Source organism: Paraglaciecola algarum (assembly GCF_021532655.1).
In the GTDB taxonomy this organism is placed as follows: Bacteria; Pseudomonadota; Gammaproteobacteria; order Enterobacterales; family Alteromonadaceae; genus Paraglaciecola; species Paraglaciecola algarum.
Genome location: NZ_JAKGAS010000004.1, coordinates 19,125 through 42,301, shown reverse-complemented (window position 1 = coordinate 42,301; position 23,177 = coordinate 19,125). Strand labels below are relative to the sequence as shown.

The following is a 23,177-nucleotide window of genomic DNA, read 5'->3' as shown; positions in this document are numbered from 1 at the left end:
TCTTTGTCTTTCTTTAAGATTATTGAGGTGTTTTATGTCAATTCAGTCATTAGGTGTAGGGTCTGGTTTAGACCTTGAAGGGCTAGTTACGCAGCTGCTAGAAGCTGAACGTAAGCCTAAAACTGATCGTATTGATAAAAGAGAAGAAGAAGTTGAAGCCGAAATTTCTGGTTTAGGCCAACTAAAATCTAAACTCGATGATTTCCAGGAAACCCTTGATGAATTGCGCACTGAAGCCAATCTTAAAGGTCGTGAACCTACTATCGATAATCCTACTGAAGGGATTGAACCTTTTACTGCTGAAGCTTCAAATAGTGCTGTAGAAGCAGACTATCAGATTGCGGTGACTCAACTGGCAAGTGGTAGTCGCATTCAAACTGCTGACGCAGTTGATGGTGGTTTTGCTGCCACAACTGATTCAATATTATCAACTGGTAATGGCCCAGGTTCATTAAGCTTTAAAGCGCCTAAAGAAGATGGGGGAGGCGGAGTTGACTCCTTCACTATTGCTATAACCGATACTATGAGTTTGCAAGATCTTAGCTCGGCAATTAATGCTAATAGTGACAACTTTGGTGTGACCTCTAGTATTGTTTCCACAGGTACTGTCGATGGTGGGGTAAAATTAGTTTTTACCTCTAACCGCACTGGTGACGGTAATGATCTGGTTATTGTTAACGATAGTGATATTGCCGAATTAGATCGCTTATCAACCGTGCGTTCAGATGAAGTGACCACGACAGCTAATAACCTTTCTCCAGTTGTACCAGCGCAAAATGCTAAGGCTACGATTGATGGTATTAAGGTTGAAAGCTCAACTAATGAATTTGAAAATGTCATTGAGAATGTAGAATTTAATGTTACTGAGTTATCTGAACTTGAAGCAGATGGTGTCACCTTTAGAACCTCAAAGTTAAGTATAGGTTTTGATAGTGAAGGGGTAGAAAAAACTATTCGTGATTTTGTCGACAACTTTAACAATCTTAATTCAGAGATAAAACGTTTAACTAAATATGGTACGTCCGACCTAGAAGAAGATGGAGCCTTTGCTGGTGACTCAATGATCCGTGGTATTCAATCTGGTCTCAACAGCATAATGTTTTCTGCGGTCGAATCTTCAGAGTTAGGTGGATTATTCCAGTTAGGTATTGAGTTTAATGAAGACGGTGATTTAGAAATTGGCTCCTATGATAAGTTTGGGTTTGGAAGTGGTGAAGACCGTTTGAAAAATGCTTTGGCTGATAGTTTTGACGAAATAGCATCGTTATTTACTGATGAAACTAATGGTGTTGCTGTAAACCTTTACGACTTTGTTGATGAATATACCTCATATAGTGGTTTAATTAAGTCTCGTGAAAATGCGGCTAAAGATGTAAAAGATCAGCTGTTAGATGATAGAGAGCAGCTTGAACTAAGACTCATGAACACTGAACAGATTTTACGAGATAAGTATTTAAACCTAGATCTTACAGTGTCTAAACTAAATCAAACTGGATCAGCTTTATTTGCTGCTCTAGGTAGTGCTTAACTTAATTTTATATTGGATTGTGACGGAGAAGTAGTATGGCCTTAAAAGGTATCAATGCTTATAAAAAAGGTAATCTTAAACAAGATATATCCCAAGCTGACCCGCATCGCTTAACCTTGTTGTTAATGCAAGGCGCGTTAGATAAGTTGGCCTATACCAAGGGTTGTATTGAGCGTAAAGATTTTGCCGGAAAGTCAGAAAATTTATCTCGAGCATCTGCTATTTTGATGAATCTACGAGACACTTTAGATTTGTCTACTGAAGGTGAAGTCGCGGGTAACCTATTTGACTTATATGAATATATGTTGCAACGGTTAATTGATGCTAATGTGCAGAATAGCTTGAAGATTATTGACGAAGTGATTAGTCTACTTTCACCGATTAAAGCGGCTTGGTTACAAATACCAGAGTCGGCTAAACAAGAGGCTTACGAAATGCAGAGGCAGAAACGTCAAGCGGCAGTTTGAAGAACTTAGTATTAGACCACCTATATACCCCATCTTCTTTAAAAGAAATTAATCAGGATCTCTTGGCTCTTTTAGCCAAACCAGATCCTGATGAATCCGAATTTTTGCAACTAGCTACTAAACGTGATGAATTTATTCAACAGTACTTGGATGAAGTATATGGCGATGCAAGACAAAATTTTATAAAAGCTGAAATAGAAGTTAATGGCCTATTAGTTGCAGGGGCTAATCAACTATTTAAAGCGTCATTAAATCAACTATCAGGTTTAGTTCGTGGCCGCAAGGCGGTAAAAAAGTATAAATAATTGATTTATATATTAAAAATAAACCTGCTACTATGCGCTTATCATATTCTGTAAAAATGAATAACTGAGGTTGGTTATGTTCAACGATAAATCAATTCTAATAACAGGTGGAACAGGCTCTTTTGGTAAATGTTTTACTGCATACTTATTAAAACATTATTCTCCTAAAAAAGTCATAATCTATTCTCGAGATGAACTTAAACAGTTTGAAATGCAGCAAGATTTTGATGCTCCAGCCATGCGCTATTTTATTGGTGATGTGCGGGATAAAGAAAGACTTAAGTCGGCCATGCGTGAAGTCGATTATGTGGTACATGCCGCCGCGTTAAAGCAAGTTCCAGCTGCCGAATATAACCCCAATGAATGTATTAAAACCAATATTAATGGTGCGCAAAACGTAATAGATGCTGCTATTCATGCGGATGTTAGACGAGTGATTGCCCTATCTACCGATAAAGCGGCTAATCCGGTTAATTTATACGGTGCAACTAAACTTGCTTCAGATAAGTTATTTGTGGCGGCGAATAACATCGCTGGCGCTAAAGGCCCTAGGTTTGCGGTGGTTCGATATGGCAATGTGGTAGGTTCCAGAGGTTCAGTAGTGCCTTTTTACCATAAGTTGCTAGAGCAAGGCACTAAGGTGTTACCGGTTACCCATGAAGAAATGACTCGCTTTTGGATCACTTTAGATGAAGGCGTAGAGTTTGTTATTCAGAACTTCCAACGTATGCAAGGTGGTGAAATATTTGTCCCCAAGATCCCATCCATTCGTATTTTAGATTTAGTTGAGTCAATTAGTGGTAAACGTGAATATAAACTAGTGGGCATACGTCCTGGCGAAAAACTACATGAAGTGATGGTGCCTGAAGAAATGGCTCATCATTCCTTAGAATTTGATGACCATTATGTGATAACTCCAGCGATTAAATTTTTTGATAAGAATATTAATTATAAAAAGAATAAATTGGGAGAGTTGGGTGAAGAGGTGGCAGATAAATTTGAATACCACTCCGGGACTAATCCACATTTTTTGACAGTTGAAGAGTTAAAACAACTTGATAAAGAAACCCTTTAGACAATTAACAAGTAGCTGACCCCACTATGCTTCCTTACGGTAAACATTCAGTTGATGAAGATGACGTAGATGCAGTGATTGATGTGTTACGTAATCAGTTTTTGACTCAAGGGGCGATAGTTCCTCAATTTGAAACCGCACTTTGTGAATATACGCATAGTCAATATGCGGTAGCGGTAAATAGTGGCACTTCTGGATTACATATAGCCTGCTTAGCTGCTGGTGTTGGGCAGAATGATTTGGTTTGGACTGTTCCTAATACCTTCGTTGCCTCGGCCAATTGTGCATTGTATTGCGGAGCGAAAATTGACTTTGTGGATATTGATAAGACTACACGTAACATTGATCTCGCTCAATTGGCGCAAAAATTATTATTAGCTAAGCAACAAAATAATTTACCTAAAGTTCTTATCCTGGTGCATTTTTCTGGTTTAAGTTGTGACATGCAGACTATCCAAAAATTAACCCTAAAATATGGTGTGTTGTTGATTGAAGACGCTGCTCATGCTTTGGGGGGGAATTACAAAAACACCAAGATTGGATGCTGCAAATATTCAGATATGACAGTGCTTAGTTTTCATCCCGTTAAATCCATTACCTCAGCAGAAGGTGGTGCGGTGTTAACTAATAATCAAAGTTTACAGCAAAAGTTAGTCTTATTTGCTAAACATGGCGTGACACGTGATCCAAGTCAGATGTCTGGTGACAGTCATGGGCCTTGGTATTATCAGCAAGTTGAGCTGGGTTACAATTATCGTATGAGTGATATTCATGCAGCTTTAGGTTTATCTCAACTTAAAAAGATTGATAACTTTATTAGTAAACGACGAGAACTTGCGGCTAAGTATGATCAAGCACTAGCTGATTTGCCCTTACTTTTACCTCAAATAAGTGAGTTACAAAACAGCGCTTGGCATTTATATATGATTGAGCTTAAAACCCATTCACGTAAGGATGTTTTCCAAAAGCTTCACGAAAAAAACATTGGGGTAAATGTGCATTACATTCCCATCCATTTACAACCTTATTATCAAAATTTAGGCTTTAAGCAAGGAGACTTCCCTGTGGCCGAAACGTTTTATAATCATGCTCTCACACTACCTTTATTTCCAGATATGACAGCGCAGCAACAAGCACAAGTAATTCAAGCTTTGCGTGAAGTGTTAGAAGAGGACGTAAAGTGAATTTAGCGGTGATCCCTGCAAGGGGCGGAAGTAAAAGGATACCAGGCAAGAATATTAAAATGTTTGCCGGCAAACCTTTAATCGCTTATTCGATTCAGGCTGCCTTAGACAGTGGTGAATTTGAAAAAGTATTGGTGTCTACTGACAGTGAAGATGTGGCTCAGATTGCCAAAGAATACGGTGCCGAGGTGCCGTTTTATAGACCTGCAGATTTATCTAATGATTATGTGGGGACTATGCCGGTTACTCGGCATGCGATTGAGTATTGTAAACAGAATTTTTTTGAACCTGAGTTTTGTTGTTGTATTTATGCTACCGCGCCATTTTTAACCGCCGAGTCGTTAAAAATGGGAATTGAAAAACTTAGGAAAGATAAAAGCAAAAAATTTGCATTTTCAGTGACCAGTTTTCCATTTCCGGTGCAAAGAGCATTGAAGCAGGTAGATACAGGTATTGCACCTATGTATCCGGAGTTTATTGGTAAACGCTCTCAAGATTTAGCTGAGGCTTTCCATGATGCCGGGCAATTTTATTGGGGCACACAAGATGCCTACTTAAAAAATGATAAAGTATTTGCACCTCATAGCATTCCGGTCATTTTACCTCGCCATTTAGTGCAAGATATTGATACTCCTGAGGATTGGCAAAGAGCTGAACTCATGTACAAAGCTTATGTAAAGGAAAAAAATGAATAATCCAGTCGTAGACAACTCTGCAAAAAAAGACAAAATTTTAATTATTCGGATGTTGGCCTCAGCAGACGTTTGTGCCATAGGTTTACCAGCGGTGCGCTTTTTTCAACAGCAAGTGCCTGAAGCCGAAATTCATTTATTAACTTTTGGTGAAGTGGCTAAAGTGATAACCGCAGCAGAGCCAAACATTCACTTACATACTTTGAGTGCAGACCAATGGCCAGATAACTTTTATCAAGCAATGGAATCCTTTTTGGGTTTGGCTGAAGATATTATTGGCGAAGAATATTCGCAAATAATTAACCTTGATACTGCTTTTATGCCCTGTTTTTTAGCTCGATTTTTACAAGATGCTGGAGAGCCTGTCACAGGCAACTTTTTGAGTATGTCTATTCAAACTTTATTGGGCAAGGTAGAGAAGCAAACGTTAGAAGCGGATTATGTGAATAATACCAGTACTTATTTAGATAGCACATTTAGAGGCATGTACAAATGGATGACCCCTTGGTGGCAGTCACCGAATTTGCCTGACGGAGGGTATCCAGAGTTTTATCTGAATCAGTGTTGTGATTTGAATATTAAAGAAATACAGCAAAAAATTAAGCTGGCAGCAGATAAACGATTAGCCCAAAAAGCCAAATCACAAAAAGTCATAGGTTTAAGTCTAGAAAACTCTGAAGATGGGGGGCAGTTCCCGTATACACTGGAATTGAAAAAGTCATTACAGCAGCAAGGTTATGAAGTTTGGCTTGCGTCTGAAAGTCAAAACAACCCTAAAACCCTGCTTAAAATGTTGGCGGCTAGTGATTTGTTGGTATGCCGTGCAAATGGCGATAGGTGGTACGCACAAGCTGTAGATTGTCCTGTGATGTTAATTACAGGCGCTAGTGAGCCAGCCATACTTATGCCAGATTTTGCTACAGAACAGGTAGAGCCATGTCCTAAACATGCAGTGCAATATACTGAAATGATCACAGAAGCTTTAACTTGTAATTGTGATAAACCTGAAGATTTAACTGAAAGTATTGATTCGATTTTTGAACACTTAGCAGAAGAACAAACCAATGGCTGATATCAATCTTGGTGAGACTTCTATTGGTGATATTTCTCTTGATGGAAGGTTAATAGGGCCAAAACATCCACCTTTCATTATTGCTGAGTTAAGTGGTAATCATAATCAAGATTTAAGTCTAGCCATGTCTATGATAGATGAAGCCGCCAAAGCAGGCGCTCATGCAGTAAAACTGCAAACCTTTACCGCTGACAGTATGACCTTAGATGTTAATACCCCAGATTTTGTGATCCAAGAACAAGATAGTTTGTGGTTTGGGCAGTCGTTACACGCTTTATATAAAAAGGCTGCTACCCCTTATGAATGGCATAAGCCGTTATTTGATAAAGCTAAGTCATTAGGCATGTTAGCTTTTAGTTCACCTTTTGATGAAGACGCAGTGGATTTTTTGGATGAGCTGGGCGTGCCATGTTTTAAGATTGCTTCTTTCGAGTTAACCGATACCCCACTTATTCGAAAAGCCGCGTCTAAAAATAAACCCCTTATTATGTCAACGGGCATGGCAAGTTTGGCAGAGATTGAGCTTGCAGTAAAAACCGCTCGGGATCAGGGATGTGAAGATATCATTTTACTTAAATGCACTAGCACTTACCCCGCCCAAGCAACCAACACAAATTTGGCCACTATTCCCAATATGCAGCGGGCCTTTAATTGCCAAGTGGGGTTGTCTGACCATACTGCTGGTGTAGGCGTATCAATCGCTGCTGTGGCTATGGGGGCCACTGTGATTGAAAAACATTTTGTACTTGATAGGGATGCTGGTGGGGTCGATGCGGCTTTTTCATTAGAGCCTGTTGAGTTAACTAATTTAGTTATAGAAACTAAAAGAGCACATCAAGCTTTAGGGCAAGTGAAATACGGCGGCTCTCAATCTGAAGAGCAATCTAAACAATATCGACGTTCGATTTATGTCAGTGAAGATATACCCGCAGGCCAATCGTTAAGTTCACAAAACCTTAAGATAGTGCGCCCAGCTTTTGGTCTTGCGCCTAAAAACTGGGATGGGGTAATGGGTAAAGTGGCAAAACAATCGCTAACTAAAGGCACACCTTTAGACTGGTCAATGTTTGAGTAACACTATAATGCGCATTGTGTTTCGAGTGGAAGGAAATCTTAAGATTGGTTTAGGCCACATGATGCGCTGTTTAGCTTTGGCTCAAGGATTAACTCGTGAGGGGCATCAAGTTAAATTTATCACCTCGCAAGCCTCACAAGAGTTTTGTCAAAAGCGCAACGATTGGGTAGGTAAATGCATCCTTATTGAAGATATGCCACTTAAACAAGAAGCACAGTGGCTCAAAGCTCAATGCGAAAATCTAGCCGCAGACTGGTTGATCCTTGATGGGTATCAGTTTGATCAAACATACCGGCAAATATTGAGCGCTAATAGGTTTAAATTTGCTGTATTTGATGACTTAAATGACAGTGGTCAATTGCATGCTGATTTGGTGATAAACGGCGCAAACAATGCTCAGCAACTTAATTATTTAAAATCCGAGCCGAAAGCCAAGTTAGCCATAGGCAGCGCCTATCAAGTGTTGAGGCAAGAGTTTCTAGATTTAGATAGAGAAAACTGGTCACAACGTAAAACCTTAACCTTAATGTTTGGTGGCAGTGATACGTATAATTTAACTTTACCAGTATTACAAAATCTTATTCAGTCTAACCTGACTCTGCCTATTGTTGTCGTTACAGGGGCTGCTTACTCTCAGTTAAATAAATTATCTGAGGTGATCCAAGACGCTCAGCAAGACATAAGCCACATACATGATTGCCAAAATATGGCGGAAATTTTACTTGATACAAAACTGGCAGTTTCTGCAGCTGGAGGCAGTCAATTTGAATTGTTGGCTTGTGCCACACCTGCAATATTGGTAGTGGTAGCCAAAAACCAGATCACAGCTACGCAACACGCCTTAACTCAAGCTTGGTGCCAGGTGATTAACAATCAAGTAAATAATGACCACGAGTTAACTGACCAAGAGATAACTGACCAAGAGTTAACTGAACAGCAGATATCCGAACAAGTCATTAGCTTGTGGCAACAAACTGAATTACTGCATACTATGCACAGCAAAGCACTTGAATTACCTGTACCAGACGGTGCAAAAAACATAGTGAATCTAATGTTTAATCAGCAAAGCCAGAGTGTTGATACATGAGTAAAGTCGGTTTACCCACCCACGAATTTAAACCCTTAACTCAAGAGCTGTTAAATCTTGTATGGCAGTGGCGTAATAGTCCAAGAATTCAGTGCAATATGCACAACAATGCACCTGTTAAATGGCAAGACCATCTAAACTGGTTTGATTCATTACAAGGTGATAATACACGAGCATTTTATGTTTTATGGCAAAATAATAGGCCGATTGGGGTGCTCAATTTTTCGAGATTAAATACACCCACACCTGAGTGGGGCTGTTATTTAGGTGAAACTAATGTGTGGCCTGGAAGTGGTATTATTTTAGAAGTTGCTGCATTAGATTTTGCGGCAAATTTCTGTCACTCTACTCATGGTCGTCAAACATTCAGCCATTTATTAGCTCAAGTGTTGTCGTTTAATCATGCCGCAAATAAAATGCACAAAATATTTGAATATGCCCAAGTTGGCCAAAAACCGGGTGGTATACGTGATGGCCAAGAGTTTGAGGTATTAGATTACAGTTACGAGCTGAGAGCGTGGCAAAACAAGCGAGATAAGATACTTGCAAAGTTACCCAAAAATATCGGTTTAGCAGCGCAGCAGATCCAATTTTTAGAGTAGGAATACCTTTGAACTTAGAACAAAAAATTAAACAAGCGATGCAAGAGGTTGCAGAATTGGGAGATTGCCAACTAGTCGAGCCAATTCAGCCTAATACCTTATTGTTGGAATCGGGGTTAGATTCATTAGGTTATGCCATGTTAGTGGCTCAACTTGAAGAAGACTTAGGTATTGACCCTTTTACTGAGTTGGCCATAGAGATCTACCCTAGTACTTTTGCGGAGTTTTTAGCCATTTATCAACAATGCCTGAACACGCAATAAATTTGCTATGGCTAGCCTGTTAGAACAGTTAAATTCACAAGTTAACCTAGGGCATATTGTTCTAGCTGATAGACAGTTTTCGCTGGGGAAATTACAAAAACGAGCCCTAGAGATTCGCCAACAATTTCCTCACTTTGCTAAGCAATCGATTGCCATTAGTTATACAGAGCTAATTGATTTCGTCACGGCTTTAATGGCCTTTGACGGTTGGTGTCAGGCAATATACTTGTGCCCACCTAATGTATCACCTAAAAACATATTACCCGCAAACATAGATGAGTTGGTTTTATGGCCCATTGCGGAACCTACTTCAGGTCTTAACCCTAACCCTGATTTAGCTAGTCGATTGCAACATAACGCATCTGACACTAACCAACAGCTAGAGCAAGCAACAAACTGGTATTTGGCCACGTCTGGTACAACAGGGGAGCCAAAGTGGTGTGCTCACACATTTTTATCTTTAACATCATCAACTAAATATAGTGAAAAACTACTGGGTTTGCGCTGGGCATTGTTGTATCAAGCTTTTAGGTTTGCGGGCTTACAAGTGGTGTTGCAGGCTCTGTTAAGTGGCGCTGATTTGGTAGATGTCACAGCGGGTGAACCTTTAGCCCAAGTTAAGTTATTACAAGATAAACATGTATCGGCTATGTCAGGAACCCCTAGCTTATGGCGCCAACTTCTGATGACCAATAAGTTAGCAAAGGTACCGCTTAGGCACATCACGTTAGGCGGTGAAATTGCCGATCAAGCCATTCTAAACCAGTTAAGCAAAATGTTTCCGCAAGCTAAAATACGCCACATCTATGCCTCAACCGAAGCGGGAGTTGGATTTGTGGTGGCCGATGGGCAAGCCGGATTCCCGCGCGCTTGGTTAAACTCAACTGAGTTAGCCGTTAGCTTAAAAATATCGGCACAAGAGCACTTGTTGATTAAAAGCAAACACCAGTTCAAACAAACTTCAGTTGCTGAATACGACGCCCAAGGTTATATGGATACCCAAGATAGGGTGCAAATAAAAGACCAACGTGTTTTATTTTTAGGTCGAGCCACTGGTGTGATTAATGTGGGTGGCAATAAAGTGTACCCCGAAAAAGTAGAACAAGTTTTATTACAAGTAGATGAAATAAAGCAAGCTAGAGTGTATGCAAAGAAGAACCCTGTAATGGGGGCGTTAGTCGTGGCAGAAGTGGTACTTTCCGCTGAAATCGAGACTATGCAGTTTACTGAGATAAAAAAACAAGTCTTAAAAACATGTAAAAATCAATTGCAACGTTTTGAAATACCTACCAAAATCCATATTGTTAAAGATATTGCTAATAACCCTAGTGGCAAACTAAATAGGACATCAAATTGAAAGTGAAACGAGAAGTAGCATGACTGATTATGTGATTGTCACGGGTGCCAGCAAAGGTTTAGGTTTAGCTATTTGCCAACAGGCAGCTGCCCAAGGTTATGGAATTATCGCTTTGGCTAGAAGCTGTTCAGAACAGTTATCGTCATTACAACAAACGTACCCTGAACGAGTGCATTATTATGCGGCGGATTTAGCGGATTTAAATAATTTGTCAGTATTATGTAAAACCTTGATAAAACAACATGGGCGCCCCTATGCATTAATTAACAATGCAGCAGCAGGGCATGATGGAGTATTAGCGACTATGCCGAACTCTGCCATTGAACATTTAATGCAGTTAAATATTCAAGCTCCAATCTTATTGAGTAAATATTTAGTACGTTCAATGATGTTGAATCGAAAGGGGCGGATTATCAATATATCTTCAATTATTGCTAAAACAGGTTTTAATGGTTTGAGTGTCTACGCAGCCAGTAAAGCCGCGCTAGAGGGGTTTACTAAATCACTCGCTCGCGAGGTAGGTAAAGCAGGGATCACAGTGAATTGTGTGGCTCCAGGTTATATGCAGACGGATATGACTAGTAGCTTACAAGGCGACAAATTAGATAGCATCAAAAGGCGTAGTCCTTTAGGTCAATTAGCAACAGTCAACGATGCCGCTAATATGGTGATCTACTTACTAAGTGAGCAAGCCGGATCGATTACCGGTGCCACTATGACAGTAGATGCCGGTAGTACAGCGTAATTCGATATTAAGTTTTTCAAAAATCAACTCAATAATTTTACCTAGCTAAGTACTTATTTCTATTAATAAAATTTAGTATTTCAGTACTGGCTCGTATATTGTATTAGTTATAGTCAATGTCGAAATTTTGACATGGTTTGTGTAATTGAATTTTTAAACTAGGTATTTACGATTAAAGATAAAAACTAAATAGTCGATAATAAAGACAGCCCAAAGTGTCTTTAAAACAGCTGAGTTTTTTGAGTTGTTTATATAATTAAATGTCATGTTGAAGAGTCAACATGCAGCCGTATTTGATGGATAATAAAATTTTATGAGTAAAACAGTATACGTAGGAATGAGCGCAGATTTAGTTCACCCAGGCCACTTAAACATAATTAAAAAAGCCGCTGAACTAGGAGACGTGACCATTGGTCTATTGACCGACCAAGCTATAGCTAGTTATAAACGTGTGCCTTTTATGACCTTTGAGCAAAGGTTGCAAGTAATTGAAAATATTAAAGGTGTGACTAGGGTTGTGCCTCAAACTACATTAGATTATGTGCCCAACCTTGAACAATATAAGCCTGATTATGTGGTGCATGGAGATGACTGGCAACAAGGTGTGCAGAAAAATGTTCGCCAGAGTGTGATTGATTGTTTAGCCCAGTGGGATGGTAAATTGGTAGAAGTGCCTTATACCCAAGGGATCTCTTCTTCAGCATTACATAAAGCAATGAAAGAAATAGGGACCACACCACAGATTAGATTGAAGTCACTTAAGCGCTTGTTATCTGCTAAACCTTTGTTACGTTTCTTAGATTTACACAATGCCCTTTCGGGTTTGATCATCGAAAACACCCGAGTGGAAACCGCTAATGGTGCTCAAGAATTCGATGGTATGTGGGGCAGCAGCCTGACTGATTCAACTGCCAAGGGCAAACCTGATATTGAAGCCGTAGATGTATCTTCGCGCATGAACACTTTAAATGAAGTATTGGAAGTCACCACTAAACCGATAATTTATGATGGCGATACAGGCGGTAAAACTGAACATTTTGTTTTTACTGTGAAAACACTAGAACGTCTAGGTGTGTCTGCGGTGATCATCGAAGATAAAACCGGCTTAAAGAAAAACTCTCTGTTTGGTACAGATGTGGCACAAACTCAAGACAGTATTGAAGGGTTTAGTGCCAAAATTAAAGCGGGTAAACTGGCGCAAGCCACAGATGATTTTATGATTATCGCTAGAATTGAAAGCTTAATTTTAGGTCAAGGTATTGACCATGCCTTAGAACGAGCCAAGGCGTTCTTGGACGCTGGCGCTGATGGAATTATGATCCACAGCCGTGAAAAAACACCGAACGAAATATTTGAATTCTGTGATCGCTACGCTGATTTCGAAAATAAGAAAACTTTAGTGGTAGTGCCTTCGAGTTATAACAGTGTTTATGAGTCAGAATTGGCCGCTAAAGGTGTGAATATTGTGATTTACGCTAATCAATTATTACGCAGTGCTTACCCTGCAATGGTGAATACTGCCACCTCTATTTTAGAGCACGGGCGTTCAGCTGAAGTGGATAGCAGTATGATGCCAATAAAACAAATACTAGAATTGATCCCCGGTGGAAAATGATGATAGCTCCCGCTGACTTTTGCAAAGTGCTTGAAAAGTTTGGAATTGATTTTTACACAGGTGTGCCAGATTCATTACTAAAAAACTTATGTGCCTACATTGACGGTTATTATTCGGCCCAGCAACATATTATCGCTGCCAATGAAGGCAACGCTGTTGCCCTTGCTATGGGCCGTTATATGGGAAGTGGTGTTCCTGCTGTTGTGTATATGCAAAACTCTGGTCTCGGCAATGCGATTAATCCGTTGACCTCTTTAGCTGATCCTCAAGTTTATAGCATTCCAATGTTGCTGATAATAGGTTGGCGTGGGGAGCCAGGCGTAAAAGACGAACCTCAACATGTTAAACAGGGTTTGATCACAGAGAAACAACTGGATATTTTAGATATTCCTTACCTTGTCTTAGACAGTGTTACGGATGTGAAAAATTCAGTATTACCCCTTTTAAATACCATGACTAAGCAGAATAGACCTGTAGCCATATTGGTAAAAAAAGACACGTTTTTAAATGCAAGTAATAAGGTTGAGTCTAAACCCAAACCTGCGAGTGAATTAAAAAGAGAAGATGCCCTATCTGTTTTACTAGATGTGTTTGACGAGCAAGATGTGGTTGTGTCAACAACGGGTAAAACCTCCCGTGAAGTATTTGAATTAAGAAAAAGTCGCCATCAAGTTGCATCTGATTTTTTAACTGTGGGTGGAATGGGCCATACCTCATCCATAGCCATGGGCCTGGCATTAGGTGCACCACATAAAAGAGTGATTGCGATTGATGGTGATGGTTCAATGCTGATGCATATGGGCGCTTTACCCATTATTGGTTGTCATGATGTAAAAAATTTAGTGCATATTGTGCTTAACAATGAATGTCATGAATCCGTAGGTGGTCAGCCAACTGTAGCCGGAAAAATCAATATTAAAGAGATCGCATTCGCCAGTGGGTACAGCAATTATTTATTGGCAAGTCATACCGATGAAATTGTGACTAAGTGGCAGGAATTGAGCGCTGAACCAGGACCTATTTTATTTGAAATAAAAATAGCTAAAGGAGCGAGAAAAGACTTAGGGCGGCCAACGTCAAGCCCCATCGAAAACAAACAAGCCTTCATGCGACATATCAAGCAAGGCGAGGGTGATATCTAATGCCTCAACTTGTGGCTTATTCAAGCGAGGTTAATATTGTTGAAAGTAACGATTATTTAATTGATCTCGCTAGGTTAATCCAAGGCGGCAATATTTTGTTGGTCACCAGTTCGGGTTTTACTAAACGGGGAGCCGTGAGTAAAGTCATAGAGTTATTTGGTAAAAATAGAGTCATGGTTTTTGATCAAGTGACTCCCAACCCTGAAAAAGTATTTTTGCAATCGAGTTACCAAGCTTTGCTGCTAGACAATACAACCAATGTCGTGGCATTAGGAGGCGGCAGTGTAATTGACACCGCTAAAGTGTTTAGTGCATTACTTAGTTTCCCAGAGCAATCTCTCGATGCTTTATTGAGCCAAAAAGCGTTAGTCAGTAAAGTTAATTTAATTGCAATTCCCACCACAGCAGGAACAGGTGCGGAAGTCACACCCTTTGCTACAGTTTGGGAAAGTGAAACCAATACAAAACACTCACTATCTGGCATCAAACCTAGTGCGGCAGTTTTAGACGCTAACTTAACCTTAACCTTACCTTATTACGAAACCCTTTATCCAGCTCTGGATGCTTTGTCTCATGCACTTGAATCCTTGTGGAATAAACATAGAACGCTAAAAAGTCAACAAGCGGCGATATCAGCGATCGAGCTGATTTGTGATAATTTACCAATAGTCCTTAAAGAGCCTCAAAACTTAAGCGCTAGACAAAATTTACTCAAAGCAGCAACCCAAGCGGGTTTAGCCATATCCACTACCAAAACCGCTCTTGCCCATGCGATTTCTTATCCACTAACTTTAAAATACGCTGTACCCCATGGCTTAGCGTGTAGCTTTTCTTTGTTATCACTTTTGAACATAGTAGGGAATGAAAAGCTAAACCTCTCGATTAACCTATCAAATAAAGTAAAAAATCTATTAAATTCATTGGGTTTGCAGAACGAACTTTCTAAATTTGTGGGCTGGCAAACCTTAGTCAATAACTTTGAATACCAACTAGACCCCAGTCGTGCAGGCAATTTTATTGAACCAGTTGACGAATATTTCATTAAACGCGTATTTGCCCAAGTAAATACAGGTTCAAGTGAGGTCAGTGCATGAAAGAGCGTACCTTATTGTTTGGTGCTGGCGATGGTGCAAGGCAGTATCTTGTCAATAACATAGCTAACCATAACTTAATTGGTTTTGTTGATAATGATGAAGCTAAACAAGGTACACAGTTCGAAGGGGCGCCTATATACGCCCCCTCTGAATTGAAAAATATAGAATTTGATAAAATTGTGATCACCACACAATGGGCATTGGAAGTTCAGAAACAACTTTTAGAAGAGCTGCATATTGAACCGCAAAAGGTTGTATTGCCGGAAAAAAATCAACTTAAAAAACTAACGCCATTTTCCAACCAAAAAAGCCTAAATTTGGCTAGAGAAATAGTCACAGGGTTAAGCTCCTTAGCCATTCAAAGGTCGGTTTCACTATCCGTCGATTTTGGGACCTTGTTAGGTATTGTTAGAGATAATGACATTATTCCTTGGGATGATGATATTGATTTTTCGGCACCATTATCCAGCCAGCATGAAGTAGAGTTACTATGTAGTGATTTTATTAAGCGCCACTCTTCTGTGTTAGCTTGGAGTCTTGAAAAATTATCAAATAAAAATGGCCTGGTGGCAGGGCTGCTCATTAAATTTTCAGATAAAAGTGGCTCTTATAGTGAATTCACTACGTCGATTTGTTTTCGGGAATTTAAAGATGGTAACGCCTTGCATATGCCTAGTTTAGGTATGTGGTTTGCTCCACAAAAACATTTTGAACAACTAGATATCATTGAGTGGCAAGGTCAAAAAATTCAAGTGCCAAACGATTATAAAGATTATCTTAGTTTTCAATATGGCGACTGGAATACACCCAAGAAAAACATTCAGCTTAGTGATTACGCTAATTTAAATTCAGTTAGTATTAGTGAAATCAAAGAGGCGGGTTTTAAGTCTGAATATGTCAGCTGCGAATGATTTTATGTTAGATAAATCTGTAGAAGGTTTATTAAAAAAGCTTAAGCCAGTTGCACTGGATGCCCTTGCTCAACAGCAATTCATGTTGTTTGGTAGTGGTGGATTTGCCAATGGGATCATTGAGAGATTCGGTGCAAATATAACAAAAAGAATTGAATATCCAGCGGCTTTGGAAAAAATACACAGCCAACCACTCACTCACAACTGGTGCGCGCCAAAAGATGCCAGTGGCACAGTAGTGATAGGCACAGGAAATGGTAACTACCAATACAATCAACTATGTGCTTTAGTTGAAAATCACAATATTCAGGAGGTCTTGCTGGTAGATCCTTATTTAGATTTAAGGAATATTGGTAAAGCGCCACCGCAAGACTGCATCTTATTGTTAGAACATGCCGATGGTGTGGTACGTCATGCAAATCATCTTAAATCCCTTAAGTTGTATTTTAAGTCAAAAGGACTGACGGTTGTATCTGTGTGCCCTCTAACATTGTTTTATTATGTTCAATATTGGAATTGTAGATATGTATTGATTTTTAATGGTCAAAGACCGCTTTACGATATTGCTAAGTCAGTATTTTCCAATAGAAAACTCACCTATGTTGAATATGGGTTCTTCCCGCAAAAAAATTATTATTATTTGGATAAAAAAGGCGTTAACCATCAATCTAGTTTAATGCATGACGATTTAACTTGGGTAACATCAAGCCATATTGAAAAGTTGGAACTAGTTAAAAAGCAATTTTTAAACGGGTTTGAGCATAAGAGTAAAGATTATGTATTAGTACCTTTGCAAGTTCCTGATGATGTCAACATTATGAATTGCAGTCGGTTCACCAATGGTATGCAAGAGTTTATTGATTACATTATTGATTATTATCCTAAAGACGAAAAAATAGTGTTTAAAGCACACCCTAAAGATCCGCATAGACATTCATATGATTATCGAGGCTATCCAGTTTCTGATAAAAATTTTATTAGCCTATTGGAAAACGCTAAACGTGTGCACGGCATTACTTCGAGTACTTTGTATGAAGCAGCATTAGCCGGTGTGGAAATTGTGACTGAGGGCATTTCAATTCTATCGAAACATAGTCATCAATTAGAACGGCTATTTGCCGCCATGGTGGATAGGCAAGTTAAAATCAATGAGCTTGAACCTGCATATTGGGTTAGAAATTACAGTAATATCGACTGCATGCATGAAGAAGTCTAAGACTGTGGATACGTCTGCAGCTATTCAGTTCTCTGTCATTATTCCAGTATATAATCGAATTGCGCCCCTAAAACGGGCACTGGAATCAGTGCTAAATCAACGAGTGAATGACTATGAGATTATTATTATTGATGATGGCTCAGAACCGAATACCCAACACCAAATTTCTAAACTAATTAACGATCTCCCAGAATCTAACAGGCCGTTACTACTGCGCCACCAAAGTAATTGTAATGGTGCAACTGCACGCAATACAGGGATAAAAGCGGCAAGAGGTGAATATATAGCTTTTTTAGATTCTGATGATCAGTGGCACGAAGATAAATTAACAGAAGTGTCGTTAGCGATCTCTCTTCACTCAAAGCCAAATCTTATTTATCACCAATATACAAATGTAACATTGGGCAAGCGAGCAAAAGCCATACCTGAATATGGTAAAAAAAATGGCACGTCTGTTGCTGAATATATGTTTGTAGAAAATCACAAAGTGGGAATTCAAACTAGCACTATTACAGTTAAAAGAGAAATTGCGCTGACGTGTCTATTTAACGAGACCCTAAATGGACATCAAGATTGGGATTTTATTCTTCGAATAGGCAAGCTTACGGATGATTTTCATTTCATACCAAAAAGTCTCTGTAATCGACATTTAGCTAGTGGTGACAATGTTTCTGGTGGTCTAAGTTTTAGTTTTTCTAGGCGTTTTTTAAAGGAATATGTAGATTATTTTCCATATACAGCCAAGCTTTGTTTTATATCAAGAGTGTTACTTAGAAAATCCCTTAACGAGAATAAATTTTCTAATTTACTTGTAAATATCGATTTTTGGTTTGCCGTATTGTACGACTGTAAAGTAGCCTGGAATACAATAAAAACTCATCGAATTGCTGGAAAACGTGTTTCAAAAAGGCTTATTCATTTGGCCAAAGTTTTGCATAATAAAAATATTAATAAGGTCATTATTTATGGTGCCAATAACTATGCAAAGGAAATAATTGGTTTTTTAAAAAATACCACGGTAGTGGGAGTGATTGATTCAAATTCGGCTAAAGAAAATAGCAAAATTGAAGGTGTGTCTGTTACTTTACCTGAAGAGAGATTAAGAGAAATAGAAGGTGGTGACGAGGAACGTATTTGGATTATTTTAGCTACAGACAAATATATGAAAGAAATGACAAAAACAGTAGTACAAAACAATGCGTCTTTAACAAATCGAATTGTTTGTTTTTAGAGTGCAAGTTGCTCAGCAACAAAAATTGAATGGTTGAGTGGGTTTAGCAATATAGGAGTGCTTTTTGGATCTTGCTAGAGAGTTTCGAAGATTTAAGCGTTGGACTAAAGTTTGGGGAATTAAACATACTTGCCCATTTTGTCATCGCCCATTGTCTCGTTTTATACCAGCGGGTTTAGATGTACCTGTTCTTTACGATAAACAGGTAGTTGGCGGTGGGTTACGTGAAAGTGCAAGGTGTTATATTTGTGGCTCTATGGATAGGGAACGTTTAGTTTTTCTATACTTAAAGCACCATTCCAATATGTTCAAACAGCATAATAAAGTGTTACACATTGCGCCAGAGCCAGTATTAATGAATTGTTTTAGGCAATGCAAAAACCTATTTTATTTAACCGCGGATTTAAAGTCCCCACGTGCCGATGTTAAGTTAGATTTAACCGCGTTACCATTTCAAGATGATACTTTTGATTTTGTTATTGTTAATCATGTGTTCGAACATATTCCAGATGATAATCTAGCAATGACTGAAGTGTTAAGAGTGTTAAAAAAGCATACTGGTAAAGCCATTTTACAGGTTCCTATTTCGTTAAATCTTGAGAGAACATTTGAAGACTCAAAGGTTACTACAGATGAAGGTCGACTAGAGGTGTTTGGTCAAGAAGATCACGTTAGGATCTACGGACAGGACTATAAGCAAAAGTTAGAAAGTGCCGGTTTTTCAGTAGATGTTTTTGATTGGAATATAGATGACAAACATTTCTCGAATAACAATAAATATGGATTAATTAAAGAAGAAAAGTTATTTGTTGGTTCTAAAATAAATTCGATGAAACTGGGTTAGATAAAAGAGTTAATAACTATTGATCTGCAGCTCCTAAATATTGGATTTAAAAAACTCAATTTTGAATTAAAGGTAACGTTAGTATTTAAATTATGCTTAAAGATATCCGTTTTCACATAGAAAAAGACGAACTGAAACAAGCTGAAATCGAGGCTGCACATGCTGCGAATTTAGAACGAACATTAAGACAAAATGTGAATGCATTTCAACGTCACATTCCTAGTGTTGTACCTATAATTTCTAATACTTCGACTAGTAGTATCTCTGTTGTTTGTAATAAACATGGTGAATTGAATATTGTTGATTTTGGCATTGGTAGAGTGCTTTATGGCCAACACCCGAAGCACGAGATCCACCAACAGTATAAAAGTTTTTGCGAGCGGGCTCCTTACGCAGATTTTTCTCAGCAAACAAAAGTGCTGAACGATAGTGCTGCTACAATAGAATTAAAAAAGTTACCTGCCTACCACCAATTTACCAAGCAAACTAGTTTTCCAGATTCAGCTAAATTGGTCATCGTATTAGGTTTGGGGTTAGGTCATCACATTGTTGACTTGATCGACAATCATAATATTGAACATTTAGTTATCTATGAGCCAGAAATTCAATATGCGAAATGTTCTGCAATGACCATTGAGTGGCAAAAGATATTAGAAAAAGCTAAACGTCAGAACACCGGCCTATATTTTCAATTTGGCAAAGATGGTCGTGATCTATTAAGTGATATTAATGAGCTTAGAGAACACGTTTTAGTTGAAGGGGCCTATTTATACCAACATTACAATCATCCAATTTTTAATGCGATATCCCAACAACTTTTATCTACGAGTTGGGATGAACTAACTGACAAGGGATTTTCTTTTAATCAGTTTAATAAAGCGGGATCCTATTGCCCCGTATGGAGTGAGTCTGTAGATGTTGATGTTTATTCTGACGTAGATATTAACGCCGACGTGTTCCAAGGAAACTTGGCTGCATTTGAAAAATATTTTCCTGATATTTATAAAGAGTTTAAATCATATAAACCTAAACATTGGTTGCCAGTTGTCCATGAAAACGGTGAAGTGAACTTAATAATAATGGACCGTTTAGTGCCTTTGCATGGTAAAAGTCCCGTTAATGAAAGTCAGGGAAATTTTAATGGGTTTAAACAGTACCCAAATAAAGATGGGTTAATATTTGGATATCATGGTAATAAATTACGTGACTATTTACATTATCGATTTGTCGCTAAGTCAGAAACACTGTTAGATGAATTTGAAGAAGATGTTGGTGAGTTACCTGAAACAATAAAGTCGATAATTTTATTTGGGTTAGGTTGTGGTTATCAATTAGATAATTTAATGAACCAACATACTGTTGAGAAATTGTTTATATGTGAGCCAAATAGAGACTTTTTTTACGCTTCGTTATTCGCCATTGATTGGAGTGAAATTCTAGAAAAAATTGATAAAAGTGAATCACGGATTTACCTAAACATTGGTGACGACGGATCCAATTTGTTTAGAGATTTGCTAAACCAGTTCTATTCTATCGGGCCCTATATATTAAGTAATACCTATTTTTACCAGTGTTATTATAATGACTCGTTAAACGAAGCTATTTCTCAGCTTAGAGAACAATTACAAGTTGTAATTTCAATGGGGGAATATTTCGATCATGCTCGGTATGGTATTACTCATACTAAGGAAGCATTGTTACAGGGGTATCACTTTTTAAAGAGCTCGCCGAGCCAGTATTTGACTTACGATGATCAGCAAGTCCCTGTATTTATTGTTGGCAATGGTCCATCAGTTGATCACGCAATTAATGCTATTAAAGAGAATCAAAATAAAGCCATTATTGTTTCTTGTGGGACGGCTCTTCAGGTTCTTTATAAACACGGTATTGTCCCAGATTTTCATGCTGAAATTGAACAAAATAGAGCGACGTTTGATTGGGCTTCTAGGATTAAAAATCCTGAATATTTGAAACAAATTAATTTGTTGTCGTGTAATGGCATACACCCTGATACCTGCAAATTATACAAGGATGTTTATATAGCTTTCAAAACAGGGGAGTCTTCTAGTGTTTCGAGTCTAGCCGTATTGGGGGAATCAAATTATGAATCCTTGGCTTTTGCTTTTCCTACGGTTGCCAATTTTGCGCTAAATCTTTTTACTAAAATTGGGTGCCAACAAATATACTTAATTGGCATTGATTTGGGATTTGTTAAAAAGGGAGAGCACCACTCAAAATCATCAGGCTATTACTCTGAAGGTGGCAAACAGCTTTATGATTATGATGCTAAAGGTAATACTTCATTGCAGGTGCCAGGTAATTTCAGAAAAACTGTTTTTACCAAATATGAATTTAAAGTTTCCAAAGTTATTCTTGAACAAACCTTAGCCGAGTGCTCTGCGGTTGAGTGTTATAACCTTGCAGATGGTGCTCTTATTAAAGGAGCAATTCCTCTTGCCGTAGACAATATTTTATTAACTACAGATGAATCAGCTAAAACACAGTTCTTAGATAGTAAAAGTAAAGCCTATGCTGATGTACAAGAAGAAGAGTTTAGGCAATTGTATGACTCAAAATTTACTGTAGAACAATTAACTAAAGATATTGATAATTTTGAGAAAATTATTAAGCGCGATGTCACTACAATGGAGGATGCTTTTCAAGTTATTGAGGATCAGCGAAAAGCAATATTTGAGTCCTATAAAAGTGGCAAAAGTTTGTTGTTTTATTTGTTCTATGGAACATTAAACTATGCCAATGCCTTGTTATCTAAAATAATTTACGCTTCTTCAGATCACGAAAAAGTACTAGCTCGATTTAATGACGCCAAAGAAATGTGGAGCGAATCATTTGAGTTAATGGCAAAAGATTGGACCGAACAAGCATCTAATTTGGACCGATGTTCTAGTTTGGCTGTTTATCGAATTAACTCTAGAACCATAGAATTACTCAGTCGAGAAAAGTTGGCAATATACTTTCACGATACGGACACATTAGATTATTTTAGTAAAATGTTACAAAGAGGGGAGGTCGAACATAGTTTGTTAGACGATATCTCCACTCTGTCAGTGGCTGATATGGAAGCTGTTAATAGCAGTTCTAAAATATTACTATTTGTTGATTTAGGCAAAAAATGTGACATTGAAAGTGTTATGTCTTTTTGCTGTGCATTTCCCAATAAAAGGGTCATCGTAACCAGTCATACCTTTGATGCTAGTTTAGATGTAACATCTCTTTTAGCATATGATAATGCCAGTCTGCAGTTACTTTGGCCTAATCAAACTCAGTTTTCACAATCTAACAGTGATACCTGCTTTATGTATTCAGCTGCTGCTAGTGATCTTATTTTCTTTATTTGGGCATTAGCGTCTGATGTAGACATTAAATTGCATGTGCCTCGTATTAAAATGGCTGGTGAGGGAACTAACTTGTGTGCCAAACATGAAAAAACCTGGCAAGCAATGCGCGGGATATTTAATCAAGTTAAATTAGATTGGTTTGCTTCTGCTCATATGTTGCATGGCAGAGTTGCAAGTGAAAAGACAAGTATTGTTGATATTCAGTATGTTCGTTCCAACAAATTGCTAATAGAACCTGAATTGAGAGATTTAGTATATGGGACTATGACTAACGCAGAGGTTTTAGCTAAATCTCGAACTAAAAATTAAATCA

21 protein-coding genes are annotated in these 23,177 nt (G+C 38.3%); all 21 read left to right on the top strand.

The window, feature by feature from the left end:
* Nucleotides 1-34: 34 nt before the first annotated feature.
* Complete coding sequence (gene fliD / locus L0668_RS08490) at nucleotides 35-1,528, top strand: flagellar filament capping protein FliD (protein WP_235311765.1); 1,494 nt, start codon at nucleotides 35-37, stop codon at nucleotides 1,526-1,528.
* 35 nt (nucleotides 1,529-1,563) lie between these two features.
* Entirely contained in the window at nucleotides 1,564-1,995 is a 432-nt protein-coding gene (fliS, locus tag L0668_RS08485) for a flagellar export chaperone FliS (protein ID WP_235311764.1), read from the top strand.
* On the top strand, nucleotides 1,992-2,300 hold the full coding sequence (locus L0668_RS08480; protein ID WP_235311763.1) for a hypothetical protein: 309 nt from the start codon (nucleotides 1,992-1,994) through the stop codon (nucleotides 2,298-2,300). The genes fliS and L0668_RS08480 overlap by 4 nt, the downstream gene beginning before the upstream one ends.
* Before the next feature lie 76 nt (nucleotides 2,301-2,376).
* Nucleotides 2,377-3,375 (top strand): UDP-N-acetylglucosamine 4,6-dehydratase (inverting), encoded by a 999-nt coding sequence (gene pseB, locus L0668_RS08475; RefSeq protein WP_235311762.1) that lies wholly within the window; start codon nucleotides 2,377-2,379, stop codon nucleotides 3,373-3,375.
* Between the two features lie 26 nt (nucleotides 3,376-3,401).
* On the top strand, nucleotides 3,402-4,559 hold the full coding sequence (gene pseC / locus L0668_RS08470; RefSeq protein WP_235311761.1) for a UDP-4-amino-4,6-dideoxy-N-acetyl-beta-L-altrosamine transaminase: 1,158 nt from the start codon (nucleotides 3,402-3,404) through the stop codon (nucleotides 4,557-4,559).
* On the top strand, nucleotides 4,556-5,254 hold the full coding sequence (gene pseF / locus L0668_RS08465; protein ID WP_235311759.1) for a pseudaminic acid cytidylyltransferase: 699 nt from the start codon (nucleotides 4,556-4,558) through the stop codon (nucleotides 5,252-5,254). Before pseC ends, pseF begins: the two co-directional genes overlap by 4 nt.
* Nucleotides 5,247-6,323: a glycosyltransferase family 9 protein gene (locus L0668_RS08460; RefSeq protein ID WP_235311757.1), complete on the top strand. Its 1,077-nt coding sequence runs from the start codon at nucleotides 5,247-5,249 to the stop codon at nucleotides 6,321-6,323. Before pseF ends, L0668_RS08460 begins: the two co-directional genes overlap by 8 nt.
* Nucleotides 6,316-7,398 (top strand): pseudaminic acid synthase, encoded by a 1,083-nt coding sequence (gene pseI / locus L0668_RS08455; protein ID WP_235311755.1) that lies wholly within the window; start codon nucleotides 6,316-6,318, stop codon nucleotides 7,396-7,398. Before L0668_RS08460 ends, pseI begins: the two co-directional genes overlap by 8 nt.
* Nucleotides 7,391-8,485 carry a UDP-2,4-diacetamido-2,4,6-trideoxy-beta-L-altropyranose hydrolase gene (pseG, locus tag L0668_RS08450; RefSeq protein WP_235311753.1) on the top strand — a complete coding sequence of 365 codons (1,095 nt, stop codon included), beginning with the start codon at nucleotides 7,391-7,393 and terminating at the stop codon, nucleotides 8,483-8,485. Before pseI ends, pseG begins: the two co-directional genes overlap by 8 nt.
* Nucleotides 8,482-9,087, top strand: a complete 606-nt coding sequence (pseH, locus tag L0668_RS08445; protein ID WP_235311752.1) for a UDP-4-amino-4,6-dideoxy-N-acetyl-beta-L-altrosamine N-acetyltransferase — start codon at nucleotides 8,482-8,484, stop codon at nucleotides 9,085-9,087. The genes pseG and pseH overlap by 4 nt, the downstream gene beginning before the upstream one ends.
* An 8-nt stretch (nucleotides 9,088-9,095) precedes the next feature.
* Nucleotides 9,096-9,350 (top strand): acyl carrier protein, encoded by a 255-nt coding sequence (locus L0668_RS08440; protein WP_235311751.1) that lies wholly within the window; start codon nucleotides 9,096-9,098, stop codon nucleotides 9,348-9,350.
* 7 nt (nucleotides 9,351-9,357) lie between these two features.
* Nucleotides 9,358-10,707 (top strand): AMP-binding protein, encoded by a 1,350-nt coding sequence (locus L0668_RS08435; protein ID WP_235311750.1) that lies wholly within the window; start codon nucleotides 9,358-9,360, stop codon nucleotides 10,705-10,707.
* A 19-nt stretch (nucleotides 10,708-10,726) separates the two neighbouring features.
* The gene (locus L0668_RS08430) at nucleotides 10,727-11,452 is read left to right on the top strand and encodes an SDR family NAD(P)-dependent oxidoreductase (protein ID WP_235311749.1); all 726 of its coding nucleotides are present in this window, start codon (nucleotides 10,727-10,729) and stop codon (nucleotides 11,450-11,452) included.
* Nucleotides 11,453-11,765: 313 nt separating this feature from the next.
* Entirely contained in the window at nucleotides 11,766-13,067 is a 1,302-nt protein-coding gene (aepX, locus tag L0668_RS08425) for a phosphoenolpyruvate mutase (RefSeq protein WP_235311748.1), read from the top strand.
* Complete coding sequence (aepY, locus tag L0668_RS08420) at nucleotides 13,064-14,209, top strand: phosphonopyruvate decarboxylase (protein ID WP_235311747.1); 1,146 nt, start codon at nucleotides 13,064-13,066, stop codon at nucleotides 14,207-14,209. Before aepX ends, aepY begins: the two co-directional genes overlap by 4 nt.
* On the top strand, nucleotides 14,209-15,303 hold the full coding sequence (locus L0668_RS08415; RefSeq protein WP_235311746.1) for a phosphonoacetaldehyde reductase: 1,095 nt from the start codon (nucleotides 14,209-14,211) through the stop codon (nucleotides 15,301-15,303). Before aepY ends, L0668_RS08415 begins: the two co-directional genes overlap by 1 nt.
* On the top strand, nucleotides 15,300-16,214 hold the full coding sequence (locus L0668_RS08410; RefSeq protein WP_235311745.1) for a nucleoside-diphosphate sugar epimerase/dehydratase: 915 nt from the start codon (nucleotides 15,300-15,302) through the stop codon (nucleotides 16,212-16,214). The genes L0668_RS08415 and L0668_RS08410 overlap by 4 nt, the downstream gene beginning before the upstream one ends.
* The gene (locus L0668_RS08405) at nucleotides 16,198-17,430 is read left to right on the top strand and encodes a capsular polysaccharide export protein, LipB/KpsS family (RefSeq protein WP_235311743.1); all 1,233 of its coding nucleotides are present in this window, start codon (nucleotides 16,198-16,200) and stop codon (nucleotides 17,428-17,430) included. The genes L0668_RS08410 and L0668_RS08405 overlap by 17 nt, the downstream gene beginning before the upstream one ends.
* Nucleotides 17,431-17,434: 4 nt before the next feature.
* Nucleotides 17,435-18,661: a glycosyltransferase gene (locus tag L0668_RS08400; RefSeq protein WP_235311742.1), complete on the top strand. Its 1,227-nt coding sequence runs from the start codon at nucleotides 17,435-17,437 to the stop codon at nucleotides 18,659-18,661.
* Between the two features lie 64 nt (nucleotides 18,662-18,725).
* Nucleotides 18,726-19,505 (top strand): class I SAM-dependent methyltransferase, encoded by a 780-nt coding sequence (locus tag L0668_RS08395; protein WP_235311740.1) that lies wholly within the window; start codon nucleotides 18,726-18,728, stop codon nucleotides 19,503-19,505.
* Between the two features lie 92 nt (nucleotides 19,506-19,597).
* Nucleotides 19,598-23,173 carry a motility associated factor glycosyltransferase family protein gene (locus tag L0668_RS08390; protein ID WP_235311738.1) on the top strand — a complete coding sequence of 1,192 codons (3,576 nt, stop codon included), beginning with the start codon at nucleotides 19,598-19,600 and terminating at the stop codon, nucleotides 23,171-23,173.
* Nucleotides 23,174-23,177 lie beyond the last annotated feature (4 nt).